Annotated in this window: 26 protein-coding genes; 3 read left to right on the top strand and 23 right to left on the bottom strand. The window is 51.3% G+C overall.

From position 1 onward, the window contains the following. Positions 1-303 precede the first annotated feature (303 nt). Positions 304-1,560, top strand: a complete 1,257-nt coding sequence (locus PHT49_06510) for a cytochrome c3 family protein (GenBank protein MDD5451533.1) — start codon at positions 304-306, stop codon at positions 1,558-1,560. 197 nt (positions 1,561-1,757) lie between these two features. Here PHT49_06510 and PHT49_06505 read toward each other — a convergent pair whose 3' ends face one another. After that, positions 1,758-2,111: a hypothetical protein gene (locus tag PHT49_06505; protein ID MDD5451532.1), complete on the bottom strand. Its 354-nt coding sequence runs from the start codon at positions 2,109-2,111 to the stop codon at positions 1,758-1,760. Between the two features lie 167 nt (positions 2,112-2,278). Between PHT49_06505 and PHT49_06500 the strand changes: the two genes are divergently transcribed. Beyond that, positions 2,279-2,437: a hypothetical protein gene (locus tag PHT49_06500; GenBank protein ID MDD5451531.1), complete on the top strand. Its 159-nt coding sequence runs from the start codon at positions 2,279-2,281 to the stop codon at positions 2,435-2,437. Between the two features lie 15 nt (positions 2,438-2,452). On the opposite strand, the gene truA is transcribed toward PHT49_06500, so the two are convergent. After that, positions 2,453-3,250 (bottom strand): tRNA pseudouridine(38-40) synthase TruA, encoded by a 798-nt coding sequence (truA, locus tag PHT49_06495; protein MDD5451530.1) that lies wholly within the window; start codon positions 3,248-3,250, stop codon positions 2,453-2,455. A gap of 153 nt (positions 3,251-3,403) precedes the next feature. Between truA and PHT49_06490 the strand changes: the two genes are divergently transcribed. Continuing rightward, positions 3,404-3,712, top strand: coding sequence for a transposase (locus tag PHT49_06490; protein ID MDD5451529.1), 309 nt, complete (start codon positions 3,404-3,406; stop codon positions 3,710-3,712). Positions 3,713-3,791: 79 nt separating this feature from the next. Here the strand turns inward: PHT49_06490 and PHT49_06485 are convergent, their stop codons facing one another. From PHT49_06485 to PHT49_06385, 21 genes are all read right to left on the bottom strand, one after another. Next, positions 3,792-4,103 (bottom strand): type II toxin-antitoxin system PemK/MazF family toxin, encoded by a 312-nt coding sequence (locus PHT49_06485; protein ID MDD5451528.1) that lies wholly within the window; start codon positions 4,101-4,103, stop codon positions 3,792-3,794. Next, positions 4,100-4,387 carry a ribbon-helix-helix domain-containing protein gene (locus PHT49_06480; GenBank protein ID MDD5451527.1) on the bottom strand — a complete coding sequence of 96 codons (288 nt, stop codon included), beginning with the start codon at positions 4,385-4,387 and terminating at the stop codon, positions 4,100-4,102. The genes PHT49_06485 and PHT49_06480 overlap by 4 nt, the downstream gene beginning before the upstream one ends. A gap of 68 nt (positions 4,388-4,455) precedes the next feature. After that, entirely contained in the window at positions 4,456-6,159 is a 1,704-nt protein-coding gene (locus PHT49_06475) for a radical SAM protein (GenBank protein MDD5451526.1), read from the bottom strand. A gap of 256 nt (positions 6,160-6,415) precedes the next feature. Continuing rightward, the gene (ftsZ, locus tag PHT49_06470) at positions 6,416-7,636 is read right to left on the bottom strand and encodes a cell division protein FtsZ (protein MDD5451525.1); all 1,221 of its coding nucleotides are present in this window, start codon (positions 7,634-7,636) and stop codon (positions 6,416-6,418) included. 28 nt (positions 7,637-7,664) lie between these two features. Further along, complete coding sequence (gene ftsA / locus PHT49_06465) at positions 7,665-8,897, bottom strand: cell division protein FtsA (GenBank protein ID MDD5451524.1); 1,233 nt, start codon at positions 8,895-8,897, stop codon at positions 7,665-7,667. Positions 8,898-8,909: 12 nt separating this feature from the next. Beyond that, positions 8,910-9,716: an FtsQ-type POTRA domain-containing protein gene (locus tag PHT49_06460; protein ID MDD5451523.1), complete on the bottom strand. Its 807-nt coding sequence runs from the start codon at positions 9,714-9,716 to the stop codon at positions 8,910-8,912. Continuing rightward, positions 9,709-10,629, bottom strand: a complete 921-nt coding sequence (gene murB, locus PHT49_06455; protein MDD5451522.1) for a UDP-N-acetylmuramate dehydrogenase — start codon at positions 10,627-10,629, stop codon at positions 9,709-9,711. The genes PHT49_06460 and murB overlap by 8 nt, the downstream gene beginning before the upstream one ends. Further along, positions 10,626-11,999, bottom strand: coding sequence for a UDP-N-acetylmuramate--L-alanine ligase (murC, locus tag PHT49_06450; protein ID MDD5451521.1), 1,374 nt, complete (start codon positions 11,997-11,999; stop codon positions 10,626-10,628). Before murC ends, murB begins: the two co-directional genes overlap by 4 nt. Then, complete coding sequence (gene murG, locus PHT49_06445; protein MDD5451520.1) at positions 12,000-13,097, bottom strand: undecaprenyldiphospho-muramoylpentapeptide beta-N-acetylglucosaminyltransferase; 1,098 nt, start codon at positions 13,095-13,097, stop codon at positions 12,000-12,002. A gap of 30 nt (positions 13,098-13,127) precedes the next feature. Beyond that, complete coding sequence (murD, locus tag PHT49_06440) at positions 13,128-14,498, bottom strand: UDP-N-acetylmuramoyl-L-alanine--D-glutamate ligase (GenBank protein MDD5451519.1); 1,371 nt, start codon at positions 14,496-14,498, stop codon at positions 13,128-13,130. An 18-nt stretch (positions 14,499-14,516) separates the two neighbouring features. Continuing rightward, complete coding sequence (gene mraY, locus PHT49_06435) at positions 14,517-15,596, bottom strand: phospho-N-acetylmuramoyl-pentapeptide-transferase (protein MDD5451518.1); 1,080 nt, start codon at positions 15,594-15,596, stop codon at positions 14,517-14,519. Next, a complete protein-coding gene (locus tag PHT49_06430) occupies positions 15,597-17,039 on the bottom strand; it encodes a UDP-N-acetylmuramoyl-tripeptide--D-alanyl-D-alanine ligase (GenBank protein ID MDD5451517.1) in 1,443 nt (480 codons plus the stop codon). Further along, positions 17,017-18,549 (bottom strand): UDP-N-acetylmuramoyl-L-alanyl-D-glutamate--2,6-diaminopimelate ligase, encoded by a 1,533-nt coding sequence (locus tag PHT49_06425; protein MDD5451516.1) that lies wholly within the window; start codon positions 18,547-18,549, stop codon positions 17,017-17,019. Before PHT49_06425 ends, PHT49_06430 begins: the two co-directional genes overlap by 23 nt. 18 nt (positions 18,550-18,567) lie before the next feature. Beyond that, positions 18,568-20,499, bottom strand: coding sequence for a penicillin-binding transpeptidase domain-containing protein (locus tag PHT49_06420; protein ID MDD5451515.1), 1,932 nt, complete (start codon positions 20,497-20,499; stop codon positions 18,568-18,570). Further along, positions 20,496-20,849: a cell division protein FtsL gene (locus PHT49_06415; protein ID MDD5451514.1), complete on the bottom strand. Its 354-nt coding sequence runs from the start codon at positions 20,847-20,849 to the stop codon at positions 20,496-20,498. The genes PHT49_06420 and PHT49_06415 overlap by 4 nt, the downstream gene beginning before the upstream one ends. Before the next feature lie 13 nt (positions 20,850-20,862). Beyond that, a complete protein-coding gene (gene rsmH, locus PHT49_06410; protein ID MDD5451513.1) occupies positions 20,863-21,753 on the bottom strand; it encodes a 16S rRNA (cytosine(1402)-N(4))-methyltransferase RsmH in 891 nt (296 codons plus the stop codon). Positions 21,754-21,796: 43 nt separating this feature from the next. Beyond that, the gene (gene mraZ / locus PHT49_06405; GenBank protein ID MDD5451512.1) at positions 21,797-22,237 is read right to left on the bottom strand and encodes a division/cell wall cluster transcriptional repressor MraZ; all 441 of its coding nucleotides are present in this window, start codon (positions 22,235-22,237) and stop codon (positions 21,797-21,799) included. 339 nt (positions 22,238-22,576) lie between these two features. After that, positions 22,577-22,870 (bottom strand): hypothetical protein, encoded by a 294-nt coding sequence (locus PHT49_06400; protein ID MDD5451511.1) that lies wholly within the window; start codon positions 22,868-22,870, stop codon positions 22,577-22,579. Between the two features lie 303 nt (positions 22,871-23,173). Then, on the bottom strand, positions 23,174-23,569 hold the full coding sequence (locus PHT49_06395) for a hypothetical protein (GenBank protein MDD5451510.1): 396 nt from the start codon (positions 23,567-23,569) through the stop codon (positions 23,174-23,176). Between the two features lie 103 nt (positions 23,570-23,672). Further along, positions 23,673-24,851 carry a Mu-like prophage major head subunit gpT family protein gene (locus PHT49_06390; protein ID MDD5451509.1) on the bottom strand — a complete coding sequence of 393 codons (1,179 nt, stop codon included), beginning with the start codon at positions 24,849-24,851 and terminating at the stop codon, positions 23,673-23,675. 28 nt (positions 24,852-24,879) lie between these two features. Next, complete coding sequence (locus PHT49_06385; GenBank protein MDD5451508.1) at positions 24,880-25,158, bottom strand: hypothetical protein; 279 nt, start codon at positions 25,156-25,158, stop codon at positions 24,880-24,882. Between the last annotated feature and the right edge of the window lie 168 nt (positions 25,159-25,326).

The raw sequence follows: 25,326 nt of genomic DNA, 5'->3' as shown, positions 1-25,326 counted from the left end.
TTGATCAAAAGCGAGACACGGGGCGCTGTAACAGCATAGAACCAAAAGAAAAAAGAAAGACACAATGCCAGACTTCATAACGCCTCCTACGGTGACAGACAGCCCGTTCAATCAGGGATGTATATTCATCCATACTTTACGGCGCAAGCCTGCAAGAACTTGACCCCAGCGCAACTATTTTCCACTGATCACATATGAAATATTCTTTATTCACTTTTTTATTGACTTTCAGCCAACATGCCGATAAGTAAAACAACGCTTATATCAAGAAAGTTTTCCAGACTAACATCAATGCACTGCTCCGTGCGTCTTAAATTGTTCCCAGGTGGTTGCCGCGTCATACTCCTATGTCTCGGCCTGTTGTTATCCGGGGCCGAAGCGCTCTTTGCCGGTACCTACTTTAACTCGGCCCATGGGAATACCGGCTGCGGAGTCAACCGGAGCGCTACCGCTGCCATTGGTTACACCAAAGGCCATTGTGGCCACTGCCATGAACAGCATGCCAGTATTGATGGAGAAGAACCTAATCCAGCCGGAGGAAGCGCCTCAAAATATGCCATCTTCGCGGATAATTTTACCAGTCAGACAGAGGGCTTTTGCTACTATTGCCATAAAGGGGCGGGTTCAGTCCAGGTATCCTTTGAACGAACAAACTATAACTATAGTTACTGGTTTGGGGGTAATATAACTCTCGCAACACCCAATAATATCTATGATGCCTTTAACCCCGTATCCGGCTCTTCCCACAATCTCCAGGATGTACTTGACTTTGTAAAGACAAAATGGCCGGACACCTTCGGCAACGAATCAAACCCGTGTAACGCCTGCCATAATCCCCACCTTTCCACGCGCGGCTACCCGATCGTAAGGCCCACAGACCGCAACAATATTTGGGGCGACTCGGCCGGAGAGAAAATGAGCGACTATGCCGCGGCCCACGGTGGGCAATACCAGGCTCCCTACCGCTACAACTCGACAAATACATATGAGCCGGATGCTTCTGCTACGACCGACGGCTCCAATCTCCCCGATTACGTGACATTCTGCTCCGACTGTCACAACGCGACTAACGTTATTTACAGCTCGAATCTAATTAGAAATGTGAATGGGATAGGCTGGTCCGAAACAGCGCGGACCTACAACTTGAAAGCGGATTACCATGGATCGGTTACGCGCTGCTGGGGCGTGGATGGGATGGTTGACGCAACGTGCGGCACAAGCGGAGATCCGCCTGTGCCTACGCTTAGAAACTGGGGATCTATAAAAGACCCCTACCTTACAGCCAATTACATTAATTTCATCCTCTGCTGTACCGACTGCCATGAGCCCCATGGCTCACCCAATCCGTTCCTCATTCGCAAGTCGGTAAACGGAGCCGATCCTGCAATCTGGAGCAGCATAAACTCCAGAGCATTTTGCCAGTGTTGCCACGTTCATAACGCGCACTGCGGTAATCTTGGAAGCTGTCTAAACTGTCACGCTCACAACGCCTATGCCAGATGTTGGGCCTGTACTTGGTGTGTCGGAGGAGTGGGAGGGGCCTCTGGCCACTCTTTCTAACACTGGAAGTTGGAGTCTTTGACCGACACTGATTGTCCGTTGTTCTTAGAGATCAGTTCTACATGCAAGGAAATTCCGTCGATATTATTAGGTATGATTTTTTGATGGGGTATGTTCAGGTTTCTTAGGGTCCTGATCTGTGAAGCAGCCATTTTAGCGGCCTTCGGTTTCGTGAACTGTGACTCAATGTCATTAACTTAACGAACGGATTTGTAGCATGGATAAAAGCCTTGTTTTTTGATGCCCTTTTTCCTCGAGAATTTTCTGTCGGGCCTGATTGGCTCAATGGTTTTAATGAATAAATCAAGGAGATCTGAAATCAGCCCCAAAATACTCGAGCGGTTGAAAAACAGGACCACTGTATCTTTCATTTTAGACAAAGCCTGAGTCAGATTGACCTGATATGAGTACTGCCTTTCCTGGGTCTGTTGCTCAACCACAAGCATATCGTACACTGCAACAACATATGGAATTGTACGCCTTGTCATTATCATAGCTCCAGTGCCCCTTGCTGGGGTGCGCCGCCTTGCAGCACTTTTGGTATTGGCCACTCATTCTAAACGGGCAAGGTGATTGTCAGCATCCTTTTGTGAAAATCAGAATGCGATCCAATCAGTCAGTCGCCGGTCATGTGATGGTATTGAATATGATGAAAACGTGTTATGGGTATCATTCACAATCCCACAACTGAAGGCCGCCTTCCAGGGCAGAAAAACCTGTGAATGACTACCGGGAATTAAAACGGTTGCAGGAAATCACGCCAGGGCTGGAAGAAAAACTCAAAAAGGCCCAATTCATGCTTGACCAGGGCCTCATCCGGGATGCCTACCGCGCCGGAGCCCCGCCCGAAGGGATCGAGGAGTTAAAGGGCAAGTAAGCGAAAAAGCATGGACTAAAAAAAAGTGGGCGGGATTTCTTCTGAACTGATAAATCCTTTTAGCTCTTCATCGTTGTAAAAGGCACGCTCAAAGAAGAGGCCGTGGGCTGGGGCAGTAAAACGGCTCAAGTTCACCGGCTCCACAAAAAAACGCCGTACCTCATCAACACTGAGGCTGCCATTCCCCACGGCAACCAGCACGCCGACGATCCGGCGGATCATCTTCCAGAGGAAATGGGAGCCGACAATACGGAAAAGGATGATGTCGTCAGTTTCGTGCAGCAACGTATTGTTGACCATAACCAAGGGAGACTTCTTCTTGATGGCCTGGTGGTCGGTAAAGGAGGAAAAGTCATTCATCCCGGTCAGTAAGGTTGACGCCTCCCGCATGACCGGCACCTTGAGGGGGTCTTTCACCCACCAGGCGTAATGCCTGCAGAAGACGGTTTTACGCTTGGCAATCTGATACAGGTAACTGCGTCCCACGCAATCATGACGGGCATGGAACTGGGATCCCGCCCTTTCCACTTTCAGGACATTTATATCCTGGGGTAGAATGTCATTGAGCCGCCGACCGATCTCCTGCGGGCTGAGATCGGTCGCTGCCTCCAGGTGGGCAACGTACTCCAGGGCATGGACGCCGGCATCGGTACGCCCGTTGCCCTGAATATCCACCTGCTCCCCGAAAAGTTCGCCTGCGCACCGCAAGAGACTCCCCTGGATGGTTTTTGCATCCTTCTGCTTCTGCCAGCCACTGTAACGGCTGCCATCGTACTCCAGAATGAGTTTAAATCGTTTGTGTTTCGTGGGCATACAAATATTACCGCCTTTTCCTTAATGAGCAGGGGGGGAAACTTTTAATCTGGAACTCAGAAAATCAGGAAAAGATAGACCATGTTTATTTGGGTTTGCACTTCCCTGAGTTCCTGATTTCCAGATTTGATATGTTTCTTTGCACTTTTTATCATGCATTTTCAAAACGCTAATTTGTTACGTTCAATCTGCCCGGAGGAAGAATGGATTTCGTTAAGGACTACAAATATAATCGAGCGGCTCAATAAAGAATTTAAACGTAGAACGCGGTCTATGGAGATACTGGCCGGTGAGTCTTCCTGCTATCGGCTTCTGGCATTTATATGTCTGAAGATGGAACTACAATGGAGGTCTAATCCCATAGGAAAAGTGCGTAACAACCTGCCGTTCTTGTCATGCCATAGGCAGATTCGCCGGGGCGAAAAAGAATTGGCTAATAAGAATTTTACACAAAAATCTTGACAGTACCGACCGAGGAACTGAATAGTAAGTGAGCGAAAATGCCTTAAAGTTATAAAGCAATGGACAACCCTTCTCCTTTTCAGAGATTCAGTGCAAATGCGATGGCACGTCCGGCTTCAATCATCTTGTTTGCCGGGAGAGTTGTGATGAGTGAGCCTATCTTGCCTCTCGATACAGTTTGGATATGATCACAGTTCACAACACAATCGTGAGGCAGCCCGTCTTGTCGAGAAAGAAAGACCTCGCTTGGGATGTCCCTGATGGTGGTAGTAATAGGCGCTATGGTGACTTCACCGAGATAGTCAAGAATGGAATCTCGCGTCAGTATGAGCACGGGACGCTTTTTATCAGGATGGAGGAACTTGTACCAGCGAACTTCTCCCCGTTTCATTCACCCCCCCACGCCTGTTCATCTTCCCACAAGCTGAACTCGCCCTTCTTGACGGGTTGCGCCTTGTATCCCCGGCGGTGCTTCTGCTCGAGACTTGCTACACTGTAGCGCGTGAGCGCATCACGCAACGCATCCCTGGTAAAAGCCGATCGTGATGTGTGAAGCCGTTTCGCAGCACGGTCTACCGCCTCTACCAGATCGTCATCGAGTGTCATCTGCACAGTTCTCATAGTAACTATCGGCCCTCCCTGTATGTGGATTACCATAGCTATGGTAATCCACATAAATAACCATGTCAAGAAAATCTTTAACGTCTTAACCTAAGGGTCAATGCGCTTTGCCATTTTGTGTTTCAGCACACCCCGCACCGCTTGCATATTCCCACCTGGCAGGGGATGGTCTTTTCCGCCTTGAGGGCCTTTTGGTATTCTTCCCACAGGTAGTCTTTATTTATGCCGTGATCGATAAAATCCCAGGGAAAGAGTTCATCCCGATCCCGCTCGCGTGAGACAAAGAAATCAGGATTTAAGTCCGCCTCTTTATAAGCCTTCTTCCAACTACCTGTCTTTAGTGCCGCCTCCAGGAAGGACCCGACCCGGCGATCTCCCCTGGCCAGGAGGGCCTGCACGTAAGCCCACTTGGGCACATCAAACGTGGTTCGAACGTTTCCCTCATGGCTTAATCCATTCTTAATAATCTTGACTTTATCCTGTAACGACTCCAGTTCATCCATAACCACCCACTGGAAAGGCGTCCAGGGCTTGGGCACAAAACAGTTAACACTGAGCGTTATGGCGCCCATGCGCCTTTTATCCCGACCCACTTTAAGGACATGATGTTTTATCTTCTTGGTCAGATGGACGATGGCCTCCACATCCCCTCTTTCTTCGGTCGGCAGACCGATCATAAAATAGAGCTTGAGATTCAGGATGTCCCACTGCGACAGTCTCTCGGCGGCCTCCAATATAGTGTCTTCATCCAGTCCCTTATTAATTACACGCCGCAGGCGCTCCGATCCGGCGTCCGGCGCTATGGTAACCGTCTTTAACCCGGCGGTTTTAAGGGTAGCCAGGAGTTCCGGCGTCAGGCAGTCCGCCCGCAGAGACGAAAACGAGACCTCCTTACCGTGCGCGATAAGATGCCCGCAAATACGCTCTATGGCCCCGGCATCGGCAATCTCTACCCCTACCAGACCCACCTTATCAATATCTCCGGCCCCGGCAATTACGCTGTCTATGACCTCTTCAGGCCAGGGCCGGGGCGGACGATAGATAAACCCCGCTGCGCAGAAACGACATCCCCTCGAACATCCGCTCCCTATCTCGATGAGAAATTTGTCTCCAAATTCGGTGTTGGGGGTAAGGATAATAGTGTGTCTTTCGGCGGCCTTTCCTGTAGGGACACTCATCCTCTTTACTCTCCGCGGCAGTCCTATGTCCGGCTCAAAGGATATTAACCGTCCCCTTTTATCGTAGCCCGGATGATAAAATTGCGGGACATAGAGGCCGTCAAGGCGGGAGGCCAGTTCCCGGAGCGCCTTCCGGCGACCCCGCCCGGCGAACTGCGTTTCTATCAACAGATCGAGAAAAGGCGGTATGGTCTCTTCCCCCTCGCCCAGTAAAAAGCAGTCTATATATCCGGCCAATGGCTCCGGGTTGAGGAAGGTTGCTACCCCCCCGGCCATGACCAGGGGATGGTTATCGCTGCGATCTTCCGTCCGTATGGGGATGCCCGCGGCCCGGAGAATCTTGAGGACATTCAGATAATCGTTTTCAAAAGAGAGGGAAAATGCCAGGACCTTAAAATCGGCCAGGGGCCGGCGGGACTCTATGGAAACAGGAGGCTCGCCCTCCTCCGGCAGGAAGACGCGTTCACAGACCACGTATGGATTCCGATTAAAAAGGGCATAAACAACCTGATAGCCCAGGCTGGACATGCCCACATGGTAATGGTTGGGATAAATGAGGGCTACGGGTAATTTACCGTGCCATTTCTTCCTGATTACTCCCTCTTCGGCGGCGAGAAGTTCCTTGCTTAAAATCTGCTTTTTGTACAATGATTTCCTTTAAGAAATTCAAGGTTCGTAACAAGTTAGCGTTTTGAGAATGCATGATAAGAAGTGCAAAGAAACATATCAAATCTGGAACTCAGAAACTCAGGGAAGTGCAAACCCAAATAAAGAGGGTCTATCTTTTCCTGATTTTCTGAGTTCCAGATTAATAGCCTTTTCTGAATGTAGGACGGTTTCAAACACCTAAGGTGTTACCGCCTTCGCTTTTTTGCCTCTGTGTTCTCTGTGGCAATCGTCAAAATCAGTCCGCCTGCCGGCGCAAAAATGTCGGCACATCCAGTTCTTCTTCATCCATGGCCGCGGCATCGGAGAAACTACGTTTTCGCTGTAAGTTAGTATTTCCGGGCAGTACAGCCCTGGGCTGAAAACGCTCCACGGTCTGGCCTTCCGGAGACGAAGACGGCCCTCTGCTCCCGAGCCAAGGCCGGGCCGGAGCATCCTGTTTTCTGGGCTGAAGCCGCGGCAGAACGGTCTGAGGCGGGGATGCCTCCTTCTCGCTTTCTTCCTCTGTATGGATGCCGGTGGCGATGACCGTGACGCGGAGTTCATCACCCAAGGCATCATCCAGAACCGAACCGAATATGATATTGGCATCTTCATGCGCCTCTTTCTGGATAAGGGAAGAGGCGGCATATACCTCATCCATGGTCAGACTCTGGTTACAGGAGATGTTGATCAAGACTCCACGCGCTCCGCTTATGGATATATCTTCCAGGAGGGGGCTGGAAATAGCCTTCTGAGCGGCCTCAATGGCCCGGTTTTCGCCGGAGGCAATGCCGGTGCCCATGAGGGCCAGGCCCATTTCCGACATAATGGTTCTGACATCGGCAAAATCCACGTTGATGAGACCGGGCACGGTAATTACATCTGAGATCCCTCTTACGGCATAAAGAAGCACATCGTCGGCCTTTTTCAGCATTTCGAGGAAAGTAGCATTCTTTTCTGCAAGACTCAGGAGGCGGTCATTAGGGATAGTGATGAGGGTATCCACATGTTTTTTTAATTCGCGGATGCCGTCTTCGGCCTGCCGCATGCGTTTTTTCCCCTCAAAATGAAATGGCTTGGTAACTACAGCTACGGTGAGGGCGCCCAGCTCCTTACCGATCTGGGCCACAATCGGCGCGCCGCCGGTGCCGGTCCCGCCGCCCATACCGGCGGTAACGAAGACCATGTCACTGCCGGCCAGGGCTTCGCGTATCTTGTCTATACTCTCCAGGGCGGCCTGGCGGCCCTTGTCCGGATCGGCCCCGGCCCCCAGCCCCCGGGTTACTTCCGTGCCAAGCTGGATCTTAATGTCTGCGCTGGCCACTTCCAGGGCCTGGGCGTCTGTGTTGGCGGCTACAAAACAAACGCCCTTTAAGTCGGACCTGATCATATTTCTGACCGCGTTTGTGCCGCCGCCGCCAATGCCGAAGACCTTGATTTTCGCCGCGTAATCATCTTCTGCAAACGTAAAGAGCATAACCCCCTACCCCCTTTATATATGAATGCTATAATATCTTATCTTTGAACCATCTTTTCATCCGGTTTGTGACCCGGTTAAAGATATGCTCGTCCCGGATGCGGAATTTTCTTTCCGGTTCATTATTGAGTCCGTATATGAGAAGACCCACAGCCGTCGCATACATGGGACTGTTTATTACATCCACCAGCCCGGTAACGCCCTTGGGATAACCAACGCGTGTCGGTAAGTTGAAGATCTGTTCGGCCATCTCCGGTATGCCTTCCAGCAAGGCTGAGCCGCCGGTAACTATCAGACCCGCGGCAACAAGCTCCTTAAAACCGGAACGGATTATCTCCTGATCAATCAGGCTAAAAACTTCTTCTACCCGCGGCTCCAGTATCTCACTCAATATATAGCGCGAGACGATGCGCGGTTTCCTGCCGCCTACGCTGGGGACTTCGATGGTCTGATCTTTCTGGATCATGGTATTCAGACAACAACCGTGTTTGACCTTGATTTTTTCCGCCTCGGCCATGGGTGTGCGCAGGCCCACGGCAATATCATTGGTCAGGTTGTTGCCGCCCAGACCCAGCACCGAGGTGTGCCTTATACTGCCGCCGGTAAAAACAGCTAAATCGGTGGTGCCGCCGCCAAAATCGATCAGCGCCACCCCCAGGTCTTTTTCTTCATTGCTCAAAACCGCTTCCGCCGAGGCCAGAGACTCCAGCACTATATCGCAGACATCCAGTCCGGCCCGGTTGCAACACTTTATTATGTTGTGCGCCGAGGTAACGGCCCCGGTTATAATGTGCACCTTGGCCTCCAGGCGAACACCGGTCATGCCTAAGGGGTCAAGTATGCCGTCCTGATCATCTACAATATATTCCTGCGGCAGGATGTGGATGACTTCGCGGTCCATTGGTATAGCTACGGCCCGGGCCGCGTCGATCACCCGGTCTATGTCATTCTGCCCTACCTCGCGCCCTTTAATGGCAATCACGCCGTGGCTGTTAAACCCTTTGATGTGGCTGCCGGCGATACCGGCATAGACGGACTTTATCTCACAGCCCGCCATCAATTCTGCTTCTTCTACGGCCTTCTGGATAGAGTTGACGGTGCTTTCAATATTAACCACCACACCCTTGCGCAGGCCGATAGACGGATGGGATCCGACTCCCACGATCTTTATCGTATTTTCTTTTACTTCTCCTACTACCGCACAGATCTTGGTCGTGCCGATATCCAAGCCGACAATAATATCCCCTTGATCTTTATCCATAATTAAATTCCCCTAGGATAGGTTGATGGTCTTCCGGATCATAATTTTTCCATTATAATACTCGCAATCCACATAGCTGACCGAATTATAGGCCTCCTTCAAATAAAGGTCGTAAAGGACCATTTCCAGTCGCCTGAATTTTTTTGCCATATCTCCCATCCCCATTCTTATGGGAAAGCGGCCGTCTACTGTATGTAGAACCAGGCCCATCCTGGGGTCTATGTGGATTTCGGAGATATTTCTGGCCGGCAGCACATCTTCAACGTTCTTTTTGGCATAGAGAAGCGGCAAAAGCTCCCGCAGATGCCCGACCTTTTCCGAATCAGAGAGCAGATCTCCCTTCTTTAAGCCGGTTATAATCGGATAATCCATATTCTCAGCCAGATTTGTCCGCGCGATTATTACGCCCTCTTTATCAACGTAATAAAGCCCGTTATCCTGCAGCAGCGCTACCGGCTGTTTTTCCACGATGCGGATATAAAGGCGGTCGGGCAGTTCCTTGCGCACGACGGCCTGTTTGACCCAGGGGTGCGTCTCCAGTGTCCGGCCGATTTTATCCGCATCAATAGCCAGTATATTGCTGTGTATATCCACATTGGCCAGATTACGCATCTCTTCCTTGGAAATGCGCTGGCATCCGGTAATGTGCACTGAATTAATACGAAAGAGGCTGGATTGATACATCCAGCGGCAACAGGTCCTTGTCAAAAAGATGCCGCCCGCGGACAAAGACAGCAGCAGCGCCAGGCCAAGCAATAAGATTATGCGCCTTTTACGGCGGCTGTCCGCCCTTTGAGGCATCCTTTTATAGCTACGCACCAATGATCTCTACCTCCGGCTCCAATTTCACTCCAAAGCGGGCCTGGACCTGATCGCGAACCAGGCCCAGCAGGCCGAGGATATCCGAGGCCGTGGCCCCGCCGGTATTGACTATGAAATTGGCGTGCTTCCGTGATACCAAGGCCCCTCCACAACGCATACCCTTTAATCCGGCCATCTCGATCAATTTACCGGCGGCCAGACCGGCCGGGTTTTTAAAAATAGAACCGGCGCTGGGCTGACGAAGGGGCTGGGTGGCGCGTTTACGCGCCAGATTAGAGGTAACCATATCCTGAACCTGCCCGGGATTGCTCCTCTCCAGGCAAAAAGTTCCGGAAAGGATGGCGCCCCTTTTAGGGGCTAAAAGAGTGCGATAGCCAAAGGAGAGCCGGCTCCTCTCCCATCGCCTGACTTTTCCTTCCTCATCCAGGACGCTGATCTCTTGCAACCGGTCTTTTATCTCACCGCCCCAGGAGCCGGCGTTCATGGATATGGCTCCACCTGTTGAGCCGGGGATACCGGCAGCAAACTCCAGGCCGGAAAATCCGGCCTTGGCCGTAAACCGAACCAGTTGCGGGAGATAAACCCCTCCCTCCACGGTAACCAAAACGGTAGGCCTGTCCTTTGAGTCCGTGACCGTCATCTTTTTGAATCCCATCTTCAGGGAGATAACTACACCGTGAAATCCACGGTCTTTAACTACCAGATTTGTCCCCCGGCCGATAACAAAATAAGGTACGCCTTCCTGGCGCGCAAATGCCAGGATTTGTCCCAGGGCGTTGAGACTGCGGGGCATAACCAGGGCGCCGGCCGGTCCGCCCACTTTAAGGGATGTCCACCGCGCCAGCGGCTCATCAAACAGTACCGCGCCGTCACATAACTTCTCTAATTGCTTTTTTACCCTTTTGTTCATTTTCCAAGCCGCAGCAGCAGCTCTTCTCCTACCTGCCAGATATTGCCGGCTCCCAGGGTCAAGACCACATCCCCGGGACGGACTATCGACTCGAGATGAGAGGCTATAGCCGCTCTGTCCGGTATAAATTGCACGTCCTTATGCCCCTGCCGGCGGATACTCTCACACAGATCTTTTGCCTCCACACCCGGGATCGGCTTCTCGCCGGCCGCATAAATCTCGGTCAGTATGAGCACGTCTGTCTGGTAAAAGGCCTTCACAAAATCCTCGAAAAGGGCCTGCGTCCGCGTGTAACGGTGAGGCTGGAAAATGACGATGAGCCGCTTCTCTTCCCAGCATTGTCGCATCGCGGTAAGGGTGGCCTTAATTTCCGTGGGATGATGACCGTAATCATCTACGAATATAATACCGTTGATTTCCCCTTTGATCTGAAAACGTCGCTGGACGCCGCTGAATTGTTGCAGGGCGGCCTGTATGTCGGCGAATGGTATATCGAGTTCCAGACCGCAGGCCACCGCCGCCAGGGAATTATAGACATTATGTATGCCGGGGACGTTCAGGTTGATCTCTCCAAGTTCCTGCCCCAGATGATAAGCAATATAGCGTCCTCCCAACCCTGCCCAGCGGACATCCCGCGCCTGAAAATCGGCCTGAGCGCTGAGGCCATAGGTAGCATGGCGTTTTTTAATATAGGGGATAAAAGATGGAATATGGTTATCGTCCAGGCAGACGATGGCTATCCCATAAAAGGGCACTTTATTTATAAATTCGAGGAAGGTAGTTTTAATGCACTCCAGGTTGCCGTAGTAGTCGAGGTGTTCGACATCGACATTGGTTACCACCACAATGCTTGGAGAAAGCTGCATGAAGGAACCGTCGCTCTCATCGGCCTCGGCCACCAGAAATTTGCCCTGTCCCAGCTTGGCGTTGCTTCCCAGGCTGTTGAGCTTGCCGCCGATAACCACCGTGGGATCAAGACCGCCCTGAGCCAGTACCGTGGCTACCATGGAAGTGGTGGTGGTCTTGCCGTGTGCGCCGGCCACGGCAATGCCGTACTTCAGACGCATCAACTCCGCCAGCATCTCCGCTCGCGGGATGACCGGGATTATAGCCTCCCGGGCATACTGCACCTCAGGGTTGTCCCTGGTTACGGCCGAAGAAGTAACCAGGACATCGGCCCCATGCACGTTTTTGGGATCATGTCCTTTATGTACGGCGCAACCCAGTCTGCTGAGGCGGCGGGTAATATCCGTCTCGGCCAGATCAGAGCCGCTGACCTTATAGCCCAGGTTGATTAGAACCTCGGCTATGCCGCTCATGCCGATGCCGCCTATGCCTACAAAATGTACATGTTGACCGGTCTTATACATTTACTGGCCACCTATCATCTTAAGACACTCTTCCGCAATAAGCGCAGCGGCGTTTGACTTGCCCAGCGCCAATGACCGGCCCGCCATATTCTTAAGGGCGCTCTGATCTTCATACAGCGATTTAATCTCCCCGGCCAGAATATCCGGCCTGAGGTCGGCCTGTAGATATACCTTGGCAGCGCCGGCCCTTTCCAGACAGCGAGCATTTACCTCCTGATGGTTATTGGCCGCATAAGGATAAGGGATTAACAGGGCAGGCCTCCCGATAGCGGTCAATTCAGCCAGAGTACCGGCCCCGGCCCTGCATACCACAACGCTTGCCCGGCCATAGGCCCATCCCATGTCATTAATAAATGCGGAGACTGTGGCCTCAAACCCGGCCTGCCGATAAGCATCTCTTACCCAGACCTCGTCTTTCTCGCCGGTCTGGTGAATAAAGTAAAGTCGTTCCTTCAGGTCATTCAGACCGGCCAGTCCAGCGGTTATAATCTCATTTATGCGGTGTGCGCCCTGACTGCCGCCCAGGATAAGGACGGTGAACCGGTCGTTCACCCCCTTATTTTTGCCGACTGAATCCAGTAAATCTTTCCGTACCGGATTCCCGGTAAGCATGGCCTTTCGTCCGGGGAAATAATCTCCGCTTTCCGGATAAGAGATAAATACCCGGTCTGCAATACGACCTAAGATACGATTAGTCAGACCCGGGATGGAGTTCTGTTCCTGTATCGCGGTCTTTATTCCCATAAGCCAACCTCCAAGGGTTACCGGCCCGGAGACATAACCGCCGACGCCCAGGATTAAATGAGGCCGGAAGTCTCTCAAAATAGCCAGTGTCTGTAATATCGCTAAAGGGACCATGGCCAGAGCCCGAACCGTACCAACCACGCCACGCCCCTTGATACCCTCGGCCCGTATCGTCTTGAACGAAAACCCGTACCTGCGCAGGGCCTCTACGTTTATTTTCCTGTCCGTACCTACAAACAGGATGCTCACGTCTCCTTTGCTCATCAGTTCCCTGGCCACAGCAATCCCCGGGAAAAGATGCCCGCCGGTTCCACCCCCGGCTACAATGATGCGTATTCTCTTTGCTTCATACATGTCAAGCGTTCGAAGGTTCGAACGGATCTATCATATCGCGGCGGCCTGCTGTTTTGGCAAGCTCCGGGCTGCTTCCTGAAAAATATCTCCCCTCTCCGCATAACTACGAAACATATCAAAACTCGCGCAGGCCGGGGAGAGGAGTACCACATCCCCCGGCGCAGACTCCGCATAGGCCATGCGCACGGCCTCCGGCAGCGTCCCGGCCTCCATAGTCCGGGTCAGATGTCCCAGGGTCTGACGTATCTTTTCTCCGGCCTCGCCGATAAGGATAAGCGCCTTCACTTTATTGCGCACCATATCTTCCAATACCGCATAACTGCCGCCCTTGTCCCGGCCGCCGGCAATCAGTATGACCGGCCGGTTGAACCCGGCCAGGGACTTGACCACCGAACCCACGTTGGTTCCCTTGGAATCATCATAAAAGCTCACGCCGCCAATCTCACAGACAAATTCCGTACGGTGATGCAGACCCTCAAACGTCTCCAAGGCCTCCTGTATGGCGGATGGCGTACAGCCGCACACCCGGGCCGCAAGCACGGCGGCCATGATGTTTTCCAGGTTATGTTCGCCCGTCAGTTTGACCTTCTCCAATGAATATGTCTCCCCGGCTTCCTGATCCAGGCGGCAGGTCAGCCCGTTCCCCTCCGTGTAGGCCCCTTTGCCGTGCGGCTTATGGCTGAAGGTGAGTATGCGGGAGGGTATGTTACTTACGTACTGCGTCACCACAGGGTCATCATCGTTAATAACGGCAAAGTCACCGGCTGTCTGGTTGGCAAAAATCCTGAACTTGGAGAGGATATAGGCATTAAAAGATGGATAACGATCCAGATGATCCTCGGTTATGTTCAAAAGGAGCCCCAGCCAGGGTCGAAAGAATTCGGTAGTATCCAGCTGAAAACTGCTTATCTCCGCCACCACAAAATCCCTGTCCTGTTTCTGCCCCGCATAGCCGATCAAGGGGCGGCCGATGTTGCCGCCCACGAATATCTTTTTGCCCGCATGCGCCAGGATGTGCCCGATTAATTCCGTAGTCGTGCTCTTGCCGTTAGTGCCGGTTACCGCGATGACAGGCGTATCTATGAAACGGGCAGCCAGCTCTATCTCCCCGATGACCGGAATACCGGCGCGCCTTGCCGCCTGAAGGGGTTCAATCTCCAGGGGCACCCCCGGGCTGACCACGATCAACCCGGCCGCAAGGAAGGTCTTCATGTTATGTCCACCGGCCTCCAAGGGAATCCTGTTCTCTTCAATCCAGGCCAGCTTATCTGCAGGGATATCCTTAAGGGCCGCCGATTCGGATACGGAGACCTTAGCGCCGCGCTCCAGCAAAAACGCGGCAGATTCCTTACCGCTTGCACCCAGCCCTACTACCAAAACCTTTTTATATTTCAAGTCCATACCCGATGTATCCTCTGATTACCTTAGCTTCAGGGTGCTTATGGCTACCAATCCCAGAAGAATAGCAATAATCCAGAAGCGCACGATGACCTTGGACTCCGGCCATCCTTTAAGCTCAAAGTGGTGGTGGAGCGGGGCCATTCGGAAAATACGTCTGCCGTTGGTGGCCTTAAAATATCCCACCTGAAAGATGACGGACAGGGCCTCGACCACGAATATACCGCCCACAATGGCCAGCAAAATTTCGTGCTTGGTTATCACGGCCACCGTCCCTAATGCTCCCCCCAAGGCCAGCGAACCGACATCACCCATAAAGACCTGAGCCGGATAGCTGTTAAACCATAAGAACCCCAGACCGGCGCCTACTAATGCCCCGCAAAATACGGCTATCTCTCCGACGCCCGGCACGTAAGCAATCTGCAGATAATTAGCTATCTTAATATGCCCGGTTAAGTAAGCAAAAATGAGGTAGGTGGCAGCGGCGATGATGGTCGGGCCGATGGCCAACCCATCCAGCCCATCGGTCAGATTGACGGCATTGGATGCCCCAACAATAACTATTATGGCCAGGGGGATATAGGCCCAGCCGATATCAGGCCTGATGGTCTTGAAAAACGGGATGCTGAGGCGGGTATCGAAATTATGATGCGTATAGAGATAGACACCGATAAACAGGGTGATGGCTAATTGTCCGGCCAGCTTGTAACGACCGCCCAGGCCTTTATTGTTCTTCTTGATTACCTTGCGATAGTCGTCCAGAAACCCGATGCTGCCAAAGCCGACGGTGACCAGTAAGACCAACCAGATATAATGACTACTTAAATCCGCCCACAGGAGCGTGGACGCAGCCACGGCAAAGATGATCATGAGGCCGCCCATAGTGGGCGTCCCCTGCTTCGAGAAGTGGGACTGAGGGCCTTCTTCACGAATATACTGCCCTACCTGAAGTTCGCTGAGCCGCCTGATCAAATAAGGCCCGACTATGAAAGACAACAAAAGGGCCGTCAACGTGGCGTAGATAGTGCGAAAGGTAATATACCGGAAGACATTGAAAACAGTATGATATACATGCAGGGGATACAGTAAGTAATATAACATTTATGCCTCTCCCCGGAGCCCCTTTACAATCTCTTCCATCCGCATGCGACGCGATCCTTTGACCAGCACAAAATCGTGGCCGGAGGTTTTTTGCCTGATTATTCTGACTGCTTCTTCATGGCTGGACGCGGTAAGGATGCGGCCTTTATCCATACCGCCTGAGACAGCCCCTTCTGCAATAAACGCCGGAGCAAACTCGCCCATAACGATAAGATATTCTATCCCCAGCCCGGCAATATATCTTCCAATGGAGCGATGGGCCTCTGCCGTCTGCTCACCCAATTCCAGCATGTCCCCCAAAACCGCTATTCCGGGGCTGCTCCCTTTGATCTCTTTAAGGGTTTCCAGAGCGGCCCGCATAGAGCCCGGATTGGCGTTATACGTGTCATTTATTACGGTCATTCCCTGGGGAAGTTTGATAAGCTCTAACCGGTTCGTTGCCGGACGGAATTCTTCCAGGGCTTCTTTGATAGTCTTGATATCCACGCCCATAGCCAATGCCACAGCGCTTGCGGCAAGTGCATTTGTGATGTTGTGCCTCGCCGGCGTCTGTAGGGTTACTTGGGCAGCCCCTTCATGTGACACCAAAGAGAAACTTAGCGTCCCTTCCGGTCGGGATATAATCTCCCGGGCGGTAACCTCCGCCCCGGGACCAAACCCAAAACCTAGCTTACGCGCCCTGCATTTTTGAGCCAGATTCAAAACATGGGGGTCATCCACATTAAATACGGCCATATCCTCCTCATCCAGAGCGGCATAAAGTTCGCCTTTGGCCCTGGCTACCCCTTCTATAGTTTTAAGACCCTCCAGGTGAGCCATCTGCACATTGGTAATTACCCCTATATCCGGCCTCGCAATCTGAGCCAGCCGTTCTATTTCCCCGAGTCTGTTCATGCCCATCTCCAGGACGGCTACTTTATCCGTGGGCTTGACCGCCAGGAGTGACAGAGGCAATCCGACAAGGTTGTTAAAGTTACCCATGGTCTTGGCCACATTAAGGCATTTAGCCAGGATACCGGCGGTCATCTCCTTGGTGGTGGTCTTGCCGCTGGATCCGGTAATGGCTACCACCTGCACAGGATTGGCGCGGCGCCAGAAAGAGGCGATGTCGCCTAAGGCGGTTAAGGTATCATCCGCCTCAATGACCACGGCCGGAGTAAAAAGGTTCCGGCCGGCCTGCTCAGACCACCAGCCTTTACGGACTAAAATACCGCTTACCCCTTTAGCTAACGCTTCCGGCACAAAGTCATGGCCGTCAAAACGTTCCCCCTTCAGGCACAGAAAAAGATCTCCTTCTTTTGCCGTGCGGGAATCTATGGCCGTACGGTTAAAAGAAACGGCCGTGCCACCCTGGAGCAGCATCCCTTTTGTAGCATACAATACATCTAAGGCCGTCAGCCTTCTCATATCCCGCCCGGTATCAAGACAGACTGCCAAAGGCATGCCTCACCTCCGTCCGATCGTCAAAGGATAAAATATTCCCCCTTACGATCTGATAGTCTTCATGGCCTTTGCCGGCAATGACGATGGCATCTCCCGGCCGGGCCAGGCGCGAGGCCAGTCTGATAGCCTCACGTCGTTCAGGCATAATGACATAGCCCGTCTCAAGCGGGCCGGCCAGGATGCTATCCGGCTCAACCCGCCGCAAAGGAGATCCCTTTATCCCTTCTTCAATATGCCTGATAATCTCCAGAGGATCTTCATCCCGGGGGTTGTCTGAAGTTATTATTACTATCCGGCTGAATTGGGCGGCTATCCGCCCCATAATGGGCCTTTTGCCCTGGTCGCGATTGCCGCCGCAACCAAATACACTGATAAGCCTTTTAGGATTAAGGGCCTGTACGGCGCTTAAGACCTTTTCCAGGGCATCCGGGGTATGGGCATAGTCTACCAGGACCGTGGCCTTACAGTCATTATCAATGCGATCCATACGCCCCGGCACAGCGCTCAATGCCTCTATCCCTTTTTTTATAACTCCGCGTGAAAGGCCCAGGGCCAACCCTACCCCTGTGGCCGCCAGCATATTGTAAAGGTTGTACTCACCCAGGAGTTTTGAATGCAGGTTGAAGGTCCCCTTGGGGGTAATTATCTCGGCCTCGATCCCATCCAGGGTAAAAGACATGTTCCGTGCCGTTATATCTGACCCATGCTCTCTTAATCCATAGGTCAAAAGAAGGTCCCGCTGGGTCTTGAGCAACTCCCTGCCCCAGGGATCGTCGATATTGATAACTGAGCAAGGTCGCTTCGCCCCTCTGCTCTCCTCCAAAACTGTGGTAAAAAGCCTTTCCTTACAGTGGAAATAATCTTCCAGGTCGTGATGATAATCCAGGTGATCCCGCGATAAATTGGTATAGACCGCCACATCAAACCGGCAGGACGTAACCCTCTCCTGATCCAGGGCGTGAGATGACACCTCCATAACCACGTGCGTTATCTTCTGATCAGCCATCCGGCGGAGGAGCTTTTGCAACTCCAGGGACTCAGGTGTGGTAAAAGGCGCCTTCAGCACCTCACATCCAAAGCGATAATTGACCGTTCCGATAACCCCGGTAGAAAAACCAGCGGCTCTTAAAACAGATTCTACCAGGTAAGATGTGGTCGTCTTTCCATTAGTGCCGGTAATACCCACAAGGCACAATCTCTTTGTTATGTCTCCATAGTAGGCGCCGGCGATGCAGGCCAGGGCCTGGCGGGTATTGGGAACCCTGATTATGCTTAAGCCGGCAGGAGTGGAATTCAGTTTAAAACCGTTTTGCACTACCACGGCCTTAGCCCCGCGACTGATAGCGTCATGGATATAGGCGTGCCCATCGGTCTTTGCCCCGGAAATAGCCACAAAAAGGCTCCCCTGGCTTACCTTCCGGGAGTCATAGGCGACATCGGCAATCTCAATATCCGGCAGGCCTTCCGTGAGCTTTTTGTCGATCGATCCTATTAATTGGGTCAGTAGCATATCCAAAAATCCTGTCTTCTATGAAGACGGCTTGAATTCTATTACACAACGAGAATTCTTTCTTAGCTTTGTTCCCGGCGCCGGTGATTGACAAACCGCAACTCCGGAACCGGTGACTACCAGAGAGACGTCATATCCCTGAAGCATATACAGGGCTTCCCGCATGGATTTGCCCCGTACGTTCGGCATAACCATGGCCTTTGCAGCCGGGGCCGCGGCCTGCCTGCAGCTATTCTGAGCCTTATTCTCTCTTCCGGCGTACCTCCGGTCTCTTTTTTCTCTATATGAACCAGGCGCTTTTGCCCGGGGACGGCTTAATACTCTAAGAGAGGCATAGGCTATATCTTTTATCCGGTGTTCTATTTTTGTCCTTACTTCCTCTTCCCCAGGGGCTCCTTCGATTATCATCAGTATAGCTACCTTAGGATTATGAGCCGGCACGCCCCCCAATAAGTATTTAATATAATCAACCCGGGACGAATTGTCGAGAGAGGGATCGTCCGGGGATGAAATACCGGCGGGGGGCCGGACATAATTGCAAGCTGTAAGCAAGATAAAGTTTTTATCCTCTTTGCCTTGCTGAGTTCTAAGGATGGCGCTTATTTTTTCAGATGTCTCCGGCGTGCATGCCTGCCTTACCGGAGCGCACTGATATTCTTTTATTAACTTACCTTCGCTGTCGGTTACCTTTGAGACCACGTGAGGCGGCATAAACACGCCGCGGTTTAAGATAGCCCCGAAGGCAGTAATGAGCTGAAGGGGAGTTGCCGTAATCCCTTCACCCCGGTAAAATGCGGATATATCGCCCTGATATTGGCTATAAGGCGGCAAAGTGCCGCTATTTTCGGCAGGCAGACAGATACCCGTCTTATTGCCGAATCCGAGCTTGAGAAGAAAATTATATAGAAACTCCGGCGAAGGGGTGTGGGGGGATTCAGAGAGATCTTTTTCATTGTCCTTTGTATCGCCATGCGACACGTGTGTTGCATTATCAAGCCCCTGTATGGCCGGAACACCGGATTTTTCTCTTAAAGTCTGCTCTTCAATTGCCGCCGCCGTTCCAAAAAAACCGGCCAGTTCACCCAGCTCATATATATCAGTGACGGCCCGATTCCTGCGCAGCGAGGCATCAGCCTCCCAGAAGGTGTTAAGATTGTAAGATGGATAATTGGCCATAGCCAATACGGCCCCGCTCTTAATATCCATGACAATAATGGCCCCTGCTTTAACTATATTATCTTTGGCCGGAACCGGACAAAACCCCCTCTCCGCCATGGCCTGAATGTTGCTATCCACAGTCAGAATAATATTATTGCCCTTGCCGGCATTAACCTCTGTTACCCCGCCATTGAATGTCAAGCGGGTTGACTCGTCGCACTTCTTCTGAAGCGACAAAGGGGTGCTGCACAGGAGATCATCATAGGCTGACTCTAATCCCTCTATGCCGTGACCATCCGTATCGGCAAAGCCTATAATCTGAGCGGCCAGGCTGTTCCGGGGATAAAGGCGGCAGTTTTCATTAATAAAATGGATACCCTTGAGCTTGAGATTCTTTATCATCTCTGCCTGATGGGAGGCCACACGACGGGCTATCCATACAAAGGCCTTCTCACACTCGAGCATCTTAAGTAGATCTTCTTCATTGATTCTGAGTGTGTTGGAAAGGGCGGCCGCCGTCTGGGCCGGATCGTCAACATCCAGAGGATAGGCATAAACGGAGTAGGCGCTAGCGGTTACAGCCAGCTCTCTGTAGCTCCGGTCGAAAATGCCGCCTCGATAAGGAGCAAGGGATACGGCAGGTTCCGGGGTGTGGCCATGCCCCGGAATTTTCTTATCCTGTTCGCCTGCATGAAAGGCACGGGCTAATAGAATGCCCGACCCTGATATAAGGATCGCCAGAATAATAATATAGGGGACATAATTCTTACGCTTACCGGTTTCCCTTTTCATCTAATAATCACAAGTTGTTCTTTGGATGGACGTTGCAATCCCAGTTCACATTTTGCCGATTGTTCTATCCGTGCCGGAGATTTTAGATATTTCCATTCCTGCTGTAATCTGTGATTTTCGCTTAGAAGTTTCTTATTTTGTCTCTCGGCAACGATTCCCTGTGACTCGCTTTCTGTAATCGTGCTTCCTAATGCCACAAGTGACAGGAGACATATCGCCAGGCTGCACGCCAGGGCAATTTTCCCGCCGGGCAAGGATAACCTGGCGGTCTTGTGTTTAGCCTTCTTTCCGACGGTCAGGTTTCCGATAAATGCCCTTTTGGGCAGGCGAATGGTGGAAACATTAGACATGCTTACTCCTCCTTTAAGCCGCGAGTCGCTCCGCCACCCTTAACTTAGCGCTGCGGGCCCGCGGGTTAGCGGCACATTCCTCAGGTGACGGAATAATGGGTTTACGTGTAATCCGACGCAACACAGGCCGTTCACCCATGAGTCCGGTCTGTTCCATCTCCTGGAATTTTCTTTTGACAATTCTATCTTCGAGGGAGTGAAAGGAAATAATGCAGACCCGCCCCCCCGGCTTGAGGAGACTGACAACACCCTGTATCGCACGGGCCAGATTCTCTAATTCCCGGTTGACCGCGATCCGCAAGGCCTGAAACGTACGTGTGGCCGGATGAATATTGACAGGATGGAACTTGCGCGGTATGGCCGAAGCAACCAGCGAAGCCAGTTGTACGGCGGTGTTAAGCGGCTCTCTTTCCCGCTGTCGGCCGATTACCTTGGCAATCCTCCGCGCCCACCTTTCTTCTCCGAATTCCTTTATAATCTTCTCCAGTTCTCTCTCAGGGAAACGGTTGACAATATGCCGGGCGGTCAATGGATTTTGTTTGTCTATGCGCATATCAAGTATTTCATCCTGTTTAAAGCTGAACCCACGGCCGCTCTGCTCCAGATGATAAGAAGAAATGCCCAGATCCAGCAATACCCCGTCAACCTTTTCAATCTTCAGCTCTTGCGCTATAAGCGGCAAGTCGGCAAAATTCCCTTTTACCAGGATAACACGGTTGCCGAAGGGGGTTAAATGCTCACGCGCTATATGCAGAGAGTCCTCATCCCAGTCAATACCGACCAGGATCCCATCAGGTTTGATTCTTTCCAATATAGCCGCGGAGTGACCTCCCATGCCTACGGTTCCATCCACATATATGCCGCCAGGATGACAGTCCAGATGATGAAGGACTTCCTCACGCATAACGGGTACATGCCATCCGGTCACGGGTTTTCCAGGGTCAAAATTAAATCCCAATCTGGGCTAATGTTGCACTCAGTTGCGGATAATTCTCCCGGGATTTACTGATCTCCTCATCCCATAGGGCCTTATCCCATATCTCAAAGTTTTTAAGCATCCCGGCTAATACAATCTCTTTATTCAGGTCTGCATATTCACGAAGGCTGGGAGGAATGAGGACCCTCCCCTGCCGGTCCAGCGGACATTCCACAGCGCCGGAGATAAACAACCTTAAAAAGGCCTTGACATTCTCATCTATGGCAGATAGAGAAGCCGTTTTATTCTCAATCAGCCGCCACTCTTCAAAAGGGTAGGCTACTAAGCAACGGTGGAGATTGGTTATAATAAGGCGGTCATCGTACCCGGCCCTGAGAACCTCGCGAAACCGCGCCGGGATAATTAAGCGGCCCTTACTATCCAGGGTATGTGTTGACCTGCCACGAAACACCCTATTTCTGCCTCCGAAATAGATTTTGCCCCACTTTAATCCACTTTACTCCCCTTTTCGCCACTATATGGCCAGGGCTTTAATTTGTCAAGAAAAAATGCCCCAATAATAGCTACAGCGAGGTTTGAACAAAATACAGCGAGGTTTGATAATAGCTACAGCGAGGTTTGAACAAAATACAGCGAGGTTTGAACAAAACTCGGGCTTCGTTTTTGGGGTAATTTGGCGTCAAAATGGAATCAAAAAAGGGGCTTTGGAAAGGTCAATTAATTGCCGTTTAAACCCAGTTTCAACCAGCTCATTTTTCTCAAACTAAGTGCAACTTTTTCTAAGGTGGGGTTATGCTGTAGAACCCATCCCGTCCAGACAGGTCTTAAGCATATAAATAACCTGGAGTTCAACCGGCCTTATTTGCTGTTCAGCCAGCTTTTCGATCTCTCTTAGGACGTGGACATGTTTGCCAAAATCGACTTTAAGGGCTGTATCGGCCTCTGTAAGCGATTCCCTTGGCTGGGGTAGGCATTTGTCCCGTGGAGCCAGTTTCGCTTTAGTTGCGCCCTTCTGGGGTTCTCGTCTGGGCGTCTCTGTGCCGCCTCTCTGGGACTTCCGGGCCTTATGTGCCCTCCTGGACATGCAGCCTGGGCAATATGGGCAGCCAGGAGACATTGTGGGCTTCTTTTGACAATCTTCACATAGTCTTACATCTACCTGCCCTTCTGACCTTGGATTTTCTAACATATTGCCCCCTGGTTGTGCCATAAGCTGAATTTTAGCCCCCTGGCTGCATCCCTCACACACCGGGAAGGAAACCGGCCCTTGTTGGTTATCCTCTTGTCTTTTAATGCAGATCGCGATTCGCAACCGGCATCGTGTCCTCTCACATTTAAAATACTCAGGGCTGTTAAGGATGTTAAGGATTTCATCTTCTCTCTTCATTCACAAAACAAGGCCCTTTAAACACTTCCGGGATCGCTCTTTTATGCATTTAAGACAAAGGATTTCTTCTTCTTTTACCCTTCCCTGGTTATCCATAATACCCATTTGATTAAAGGCCCAATTATCGGCTTGTTCCTCATGGTTAGAATGGTTTCCTTTATAAAATCTATAGCCAAGGTGGTAAAGCTCTATGTGCCCTATTTCATGAAAAAGGATAAAAAGCACCTGATAGGGACAAATTAACTTGTTTCTATCTATCAGAATCTTATATTCTTCTATCGCACGAGGCCTTCCGGCTTCTCCTAACTGTCTGCCTGGTAAGTCACAAAAAGCCACATATTCGACTTTGGGATTGTAGGACTTAGCTATATCGGTCAAAAAAGGGCTGATTTGCATGATCTTCTATCAATTCCCAGATACCAGGGCGATTAAGCGGCCGGCGAAATCGCCCTGGTTTGGGCGGCCAGGGAAAGGAGGGAAACCTGGCTCTGGGACCCCGTTATGCTACGACAGATTTATATCCACCCGGATAATCGGCCAGGGTGCCGCCATATTCATGTCGGATCTTGTAACCAATCTTGTCCGCCCTGAAGACATGCTCTTCCGTGGGGCCTTCTTCAATAATAAACTCGGGCTCTTCATGTCCCGCGTAATAGGACATTTCAACGATGGGTACGTCTTCCCGGTCCCTGATAACGCCCCAGTCGTTTGTATCCGTCATAAACGGGCAGGTAACGATCCTCTCGTTGCGATCGCCAAATAGCCGTTGACAAGGATTAGGGACTTTTGTGGTCAGATCATTGGACGTGTAGTAATCCCGGCTTTGATTTTTCTTTACCGCAAGATCCCACAAATCAATAGGCACAACCAGGTGCCAATTAAAAGTACCGAGATCCAGACCCAGCTTTTCAGCGCTTGGTCCGGGTTCTGTCATGTTTGCCAGTGCGGTTATAGCAGTCACCAAAGGGGCTAGATCGAGGGCATTGTTGCCAAGGTTTCCATGCTCAGCGGTGAACCAGGCCGTCCCATCCGGGCATGTAGCGTTATTAATATAAAAATTCCAGACATATCTGGCATGGGTCTTTCGGGCGCTGCGGGCCATCCTTTTGACCATGCCTTTTACCAGACCGATACTGTCATTCAGGATATGTTTCCTGGTAACCCATAGAATGGTTCCTTTATGGTTCAGATCGTATTGCGACTCCGTATCGGTATATTGTTCTGCGCTCTGATAGTCGCCAGTCTCCGGGTCGACATCGGGGAGATCCCCCAAATAGCCCAATTGGACTGAATGGATTTTTCTAAAGTCCGCGGCCTTCTTCTTTTCCGAGATAAGGATCTCTTCATGATAAGGAAAAGCCTTGTACATCTTGGACAGATACATGCTTAGCGCATTTTGCAAGCCATAAGCAAAGGAATTGGAGGCGAAATCAGCACAGGCCCGCAAATCCTTTGACGCCTTGTGAGGGTAAAACATGCCGTTTATGTCATTGTCACCTGTAAAGTGGACATAGGCATCACGAAGACTATTGAAGGCCCCCACGCCCCTGGTGTCATATTCGGGCACGAAAAGCTTGATTAGGGCGGCTTCAAGCTTTTCGACCGGGTTCAGTCCTACCTGCAGATCACTATAAAAAAGAGTCCTTTCTATATCTTTCAATACCTTTTCTCTGTTCATAGTCTCTTGTCTCTCCTTTGTTTGGATTTTATTTTTTGATTCTGTTTAAGATGCTCTTAACGCTGATTCTTTGGTTAAGCTTTTCGTTCCATACCATTTCATCTTGGGGCAACTCCCCGGTGATCTCCGTCTGGGACAGCTCAAACTCCGCCTCTTCACCCCTACGGTGCCGAATCCTCTTGCCTCCATTCGTCACAATAACAACCTGGCCGATCTCATCATAGACGCGGCTTGCGAAAACGTACTCCGGCGGGACCTTATAGACCCTCAAGGCCTCATCAAGTAAGCTTTTTTCTTCCTTCTGCATGGTATTGTCTCCTTTAAAAATAAAGGGGGCTGCACAGTATTTATGCAACCCCCTCTTAGTTGCTGTCCCTCATTTTAAAACCCTGGAGGGGCGGCGAGGGAGCCGCCCTTTCGGTAGCTAGCCTATCCAGGGCTTATTTATAATAGTCTGTTATCGATTACATCCGTT

This window comes from Desulfovibrionales bacterium, assembly GCA_028715605.1.
In the GTDB taxonomy this organism is placed as follows: Bacteria; Desulfobacterota; QYQD01; order QYQD01; family QYQD01; genus QYQD01.
The sequence above is the reverse complement of the archived record's forward strand: the minus strand, read 5'-3'. Positions and strand labels throughout refer to the sequence as shown.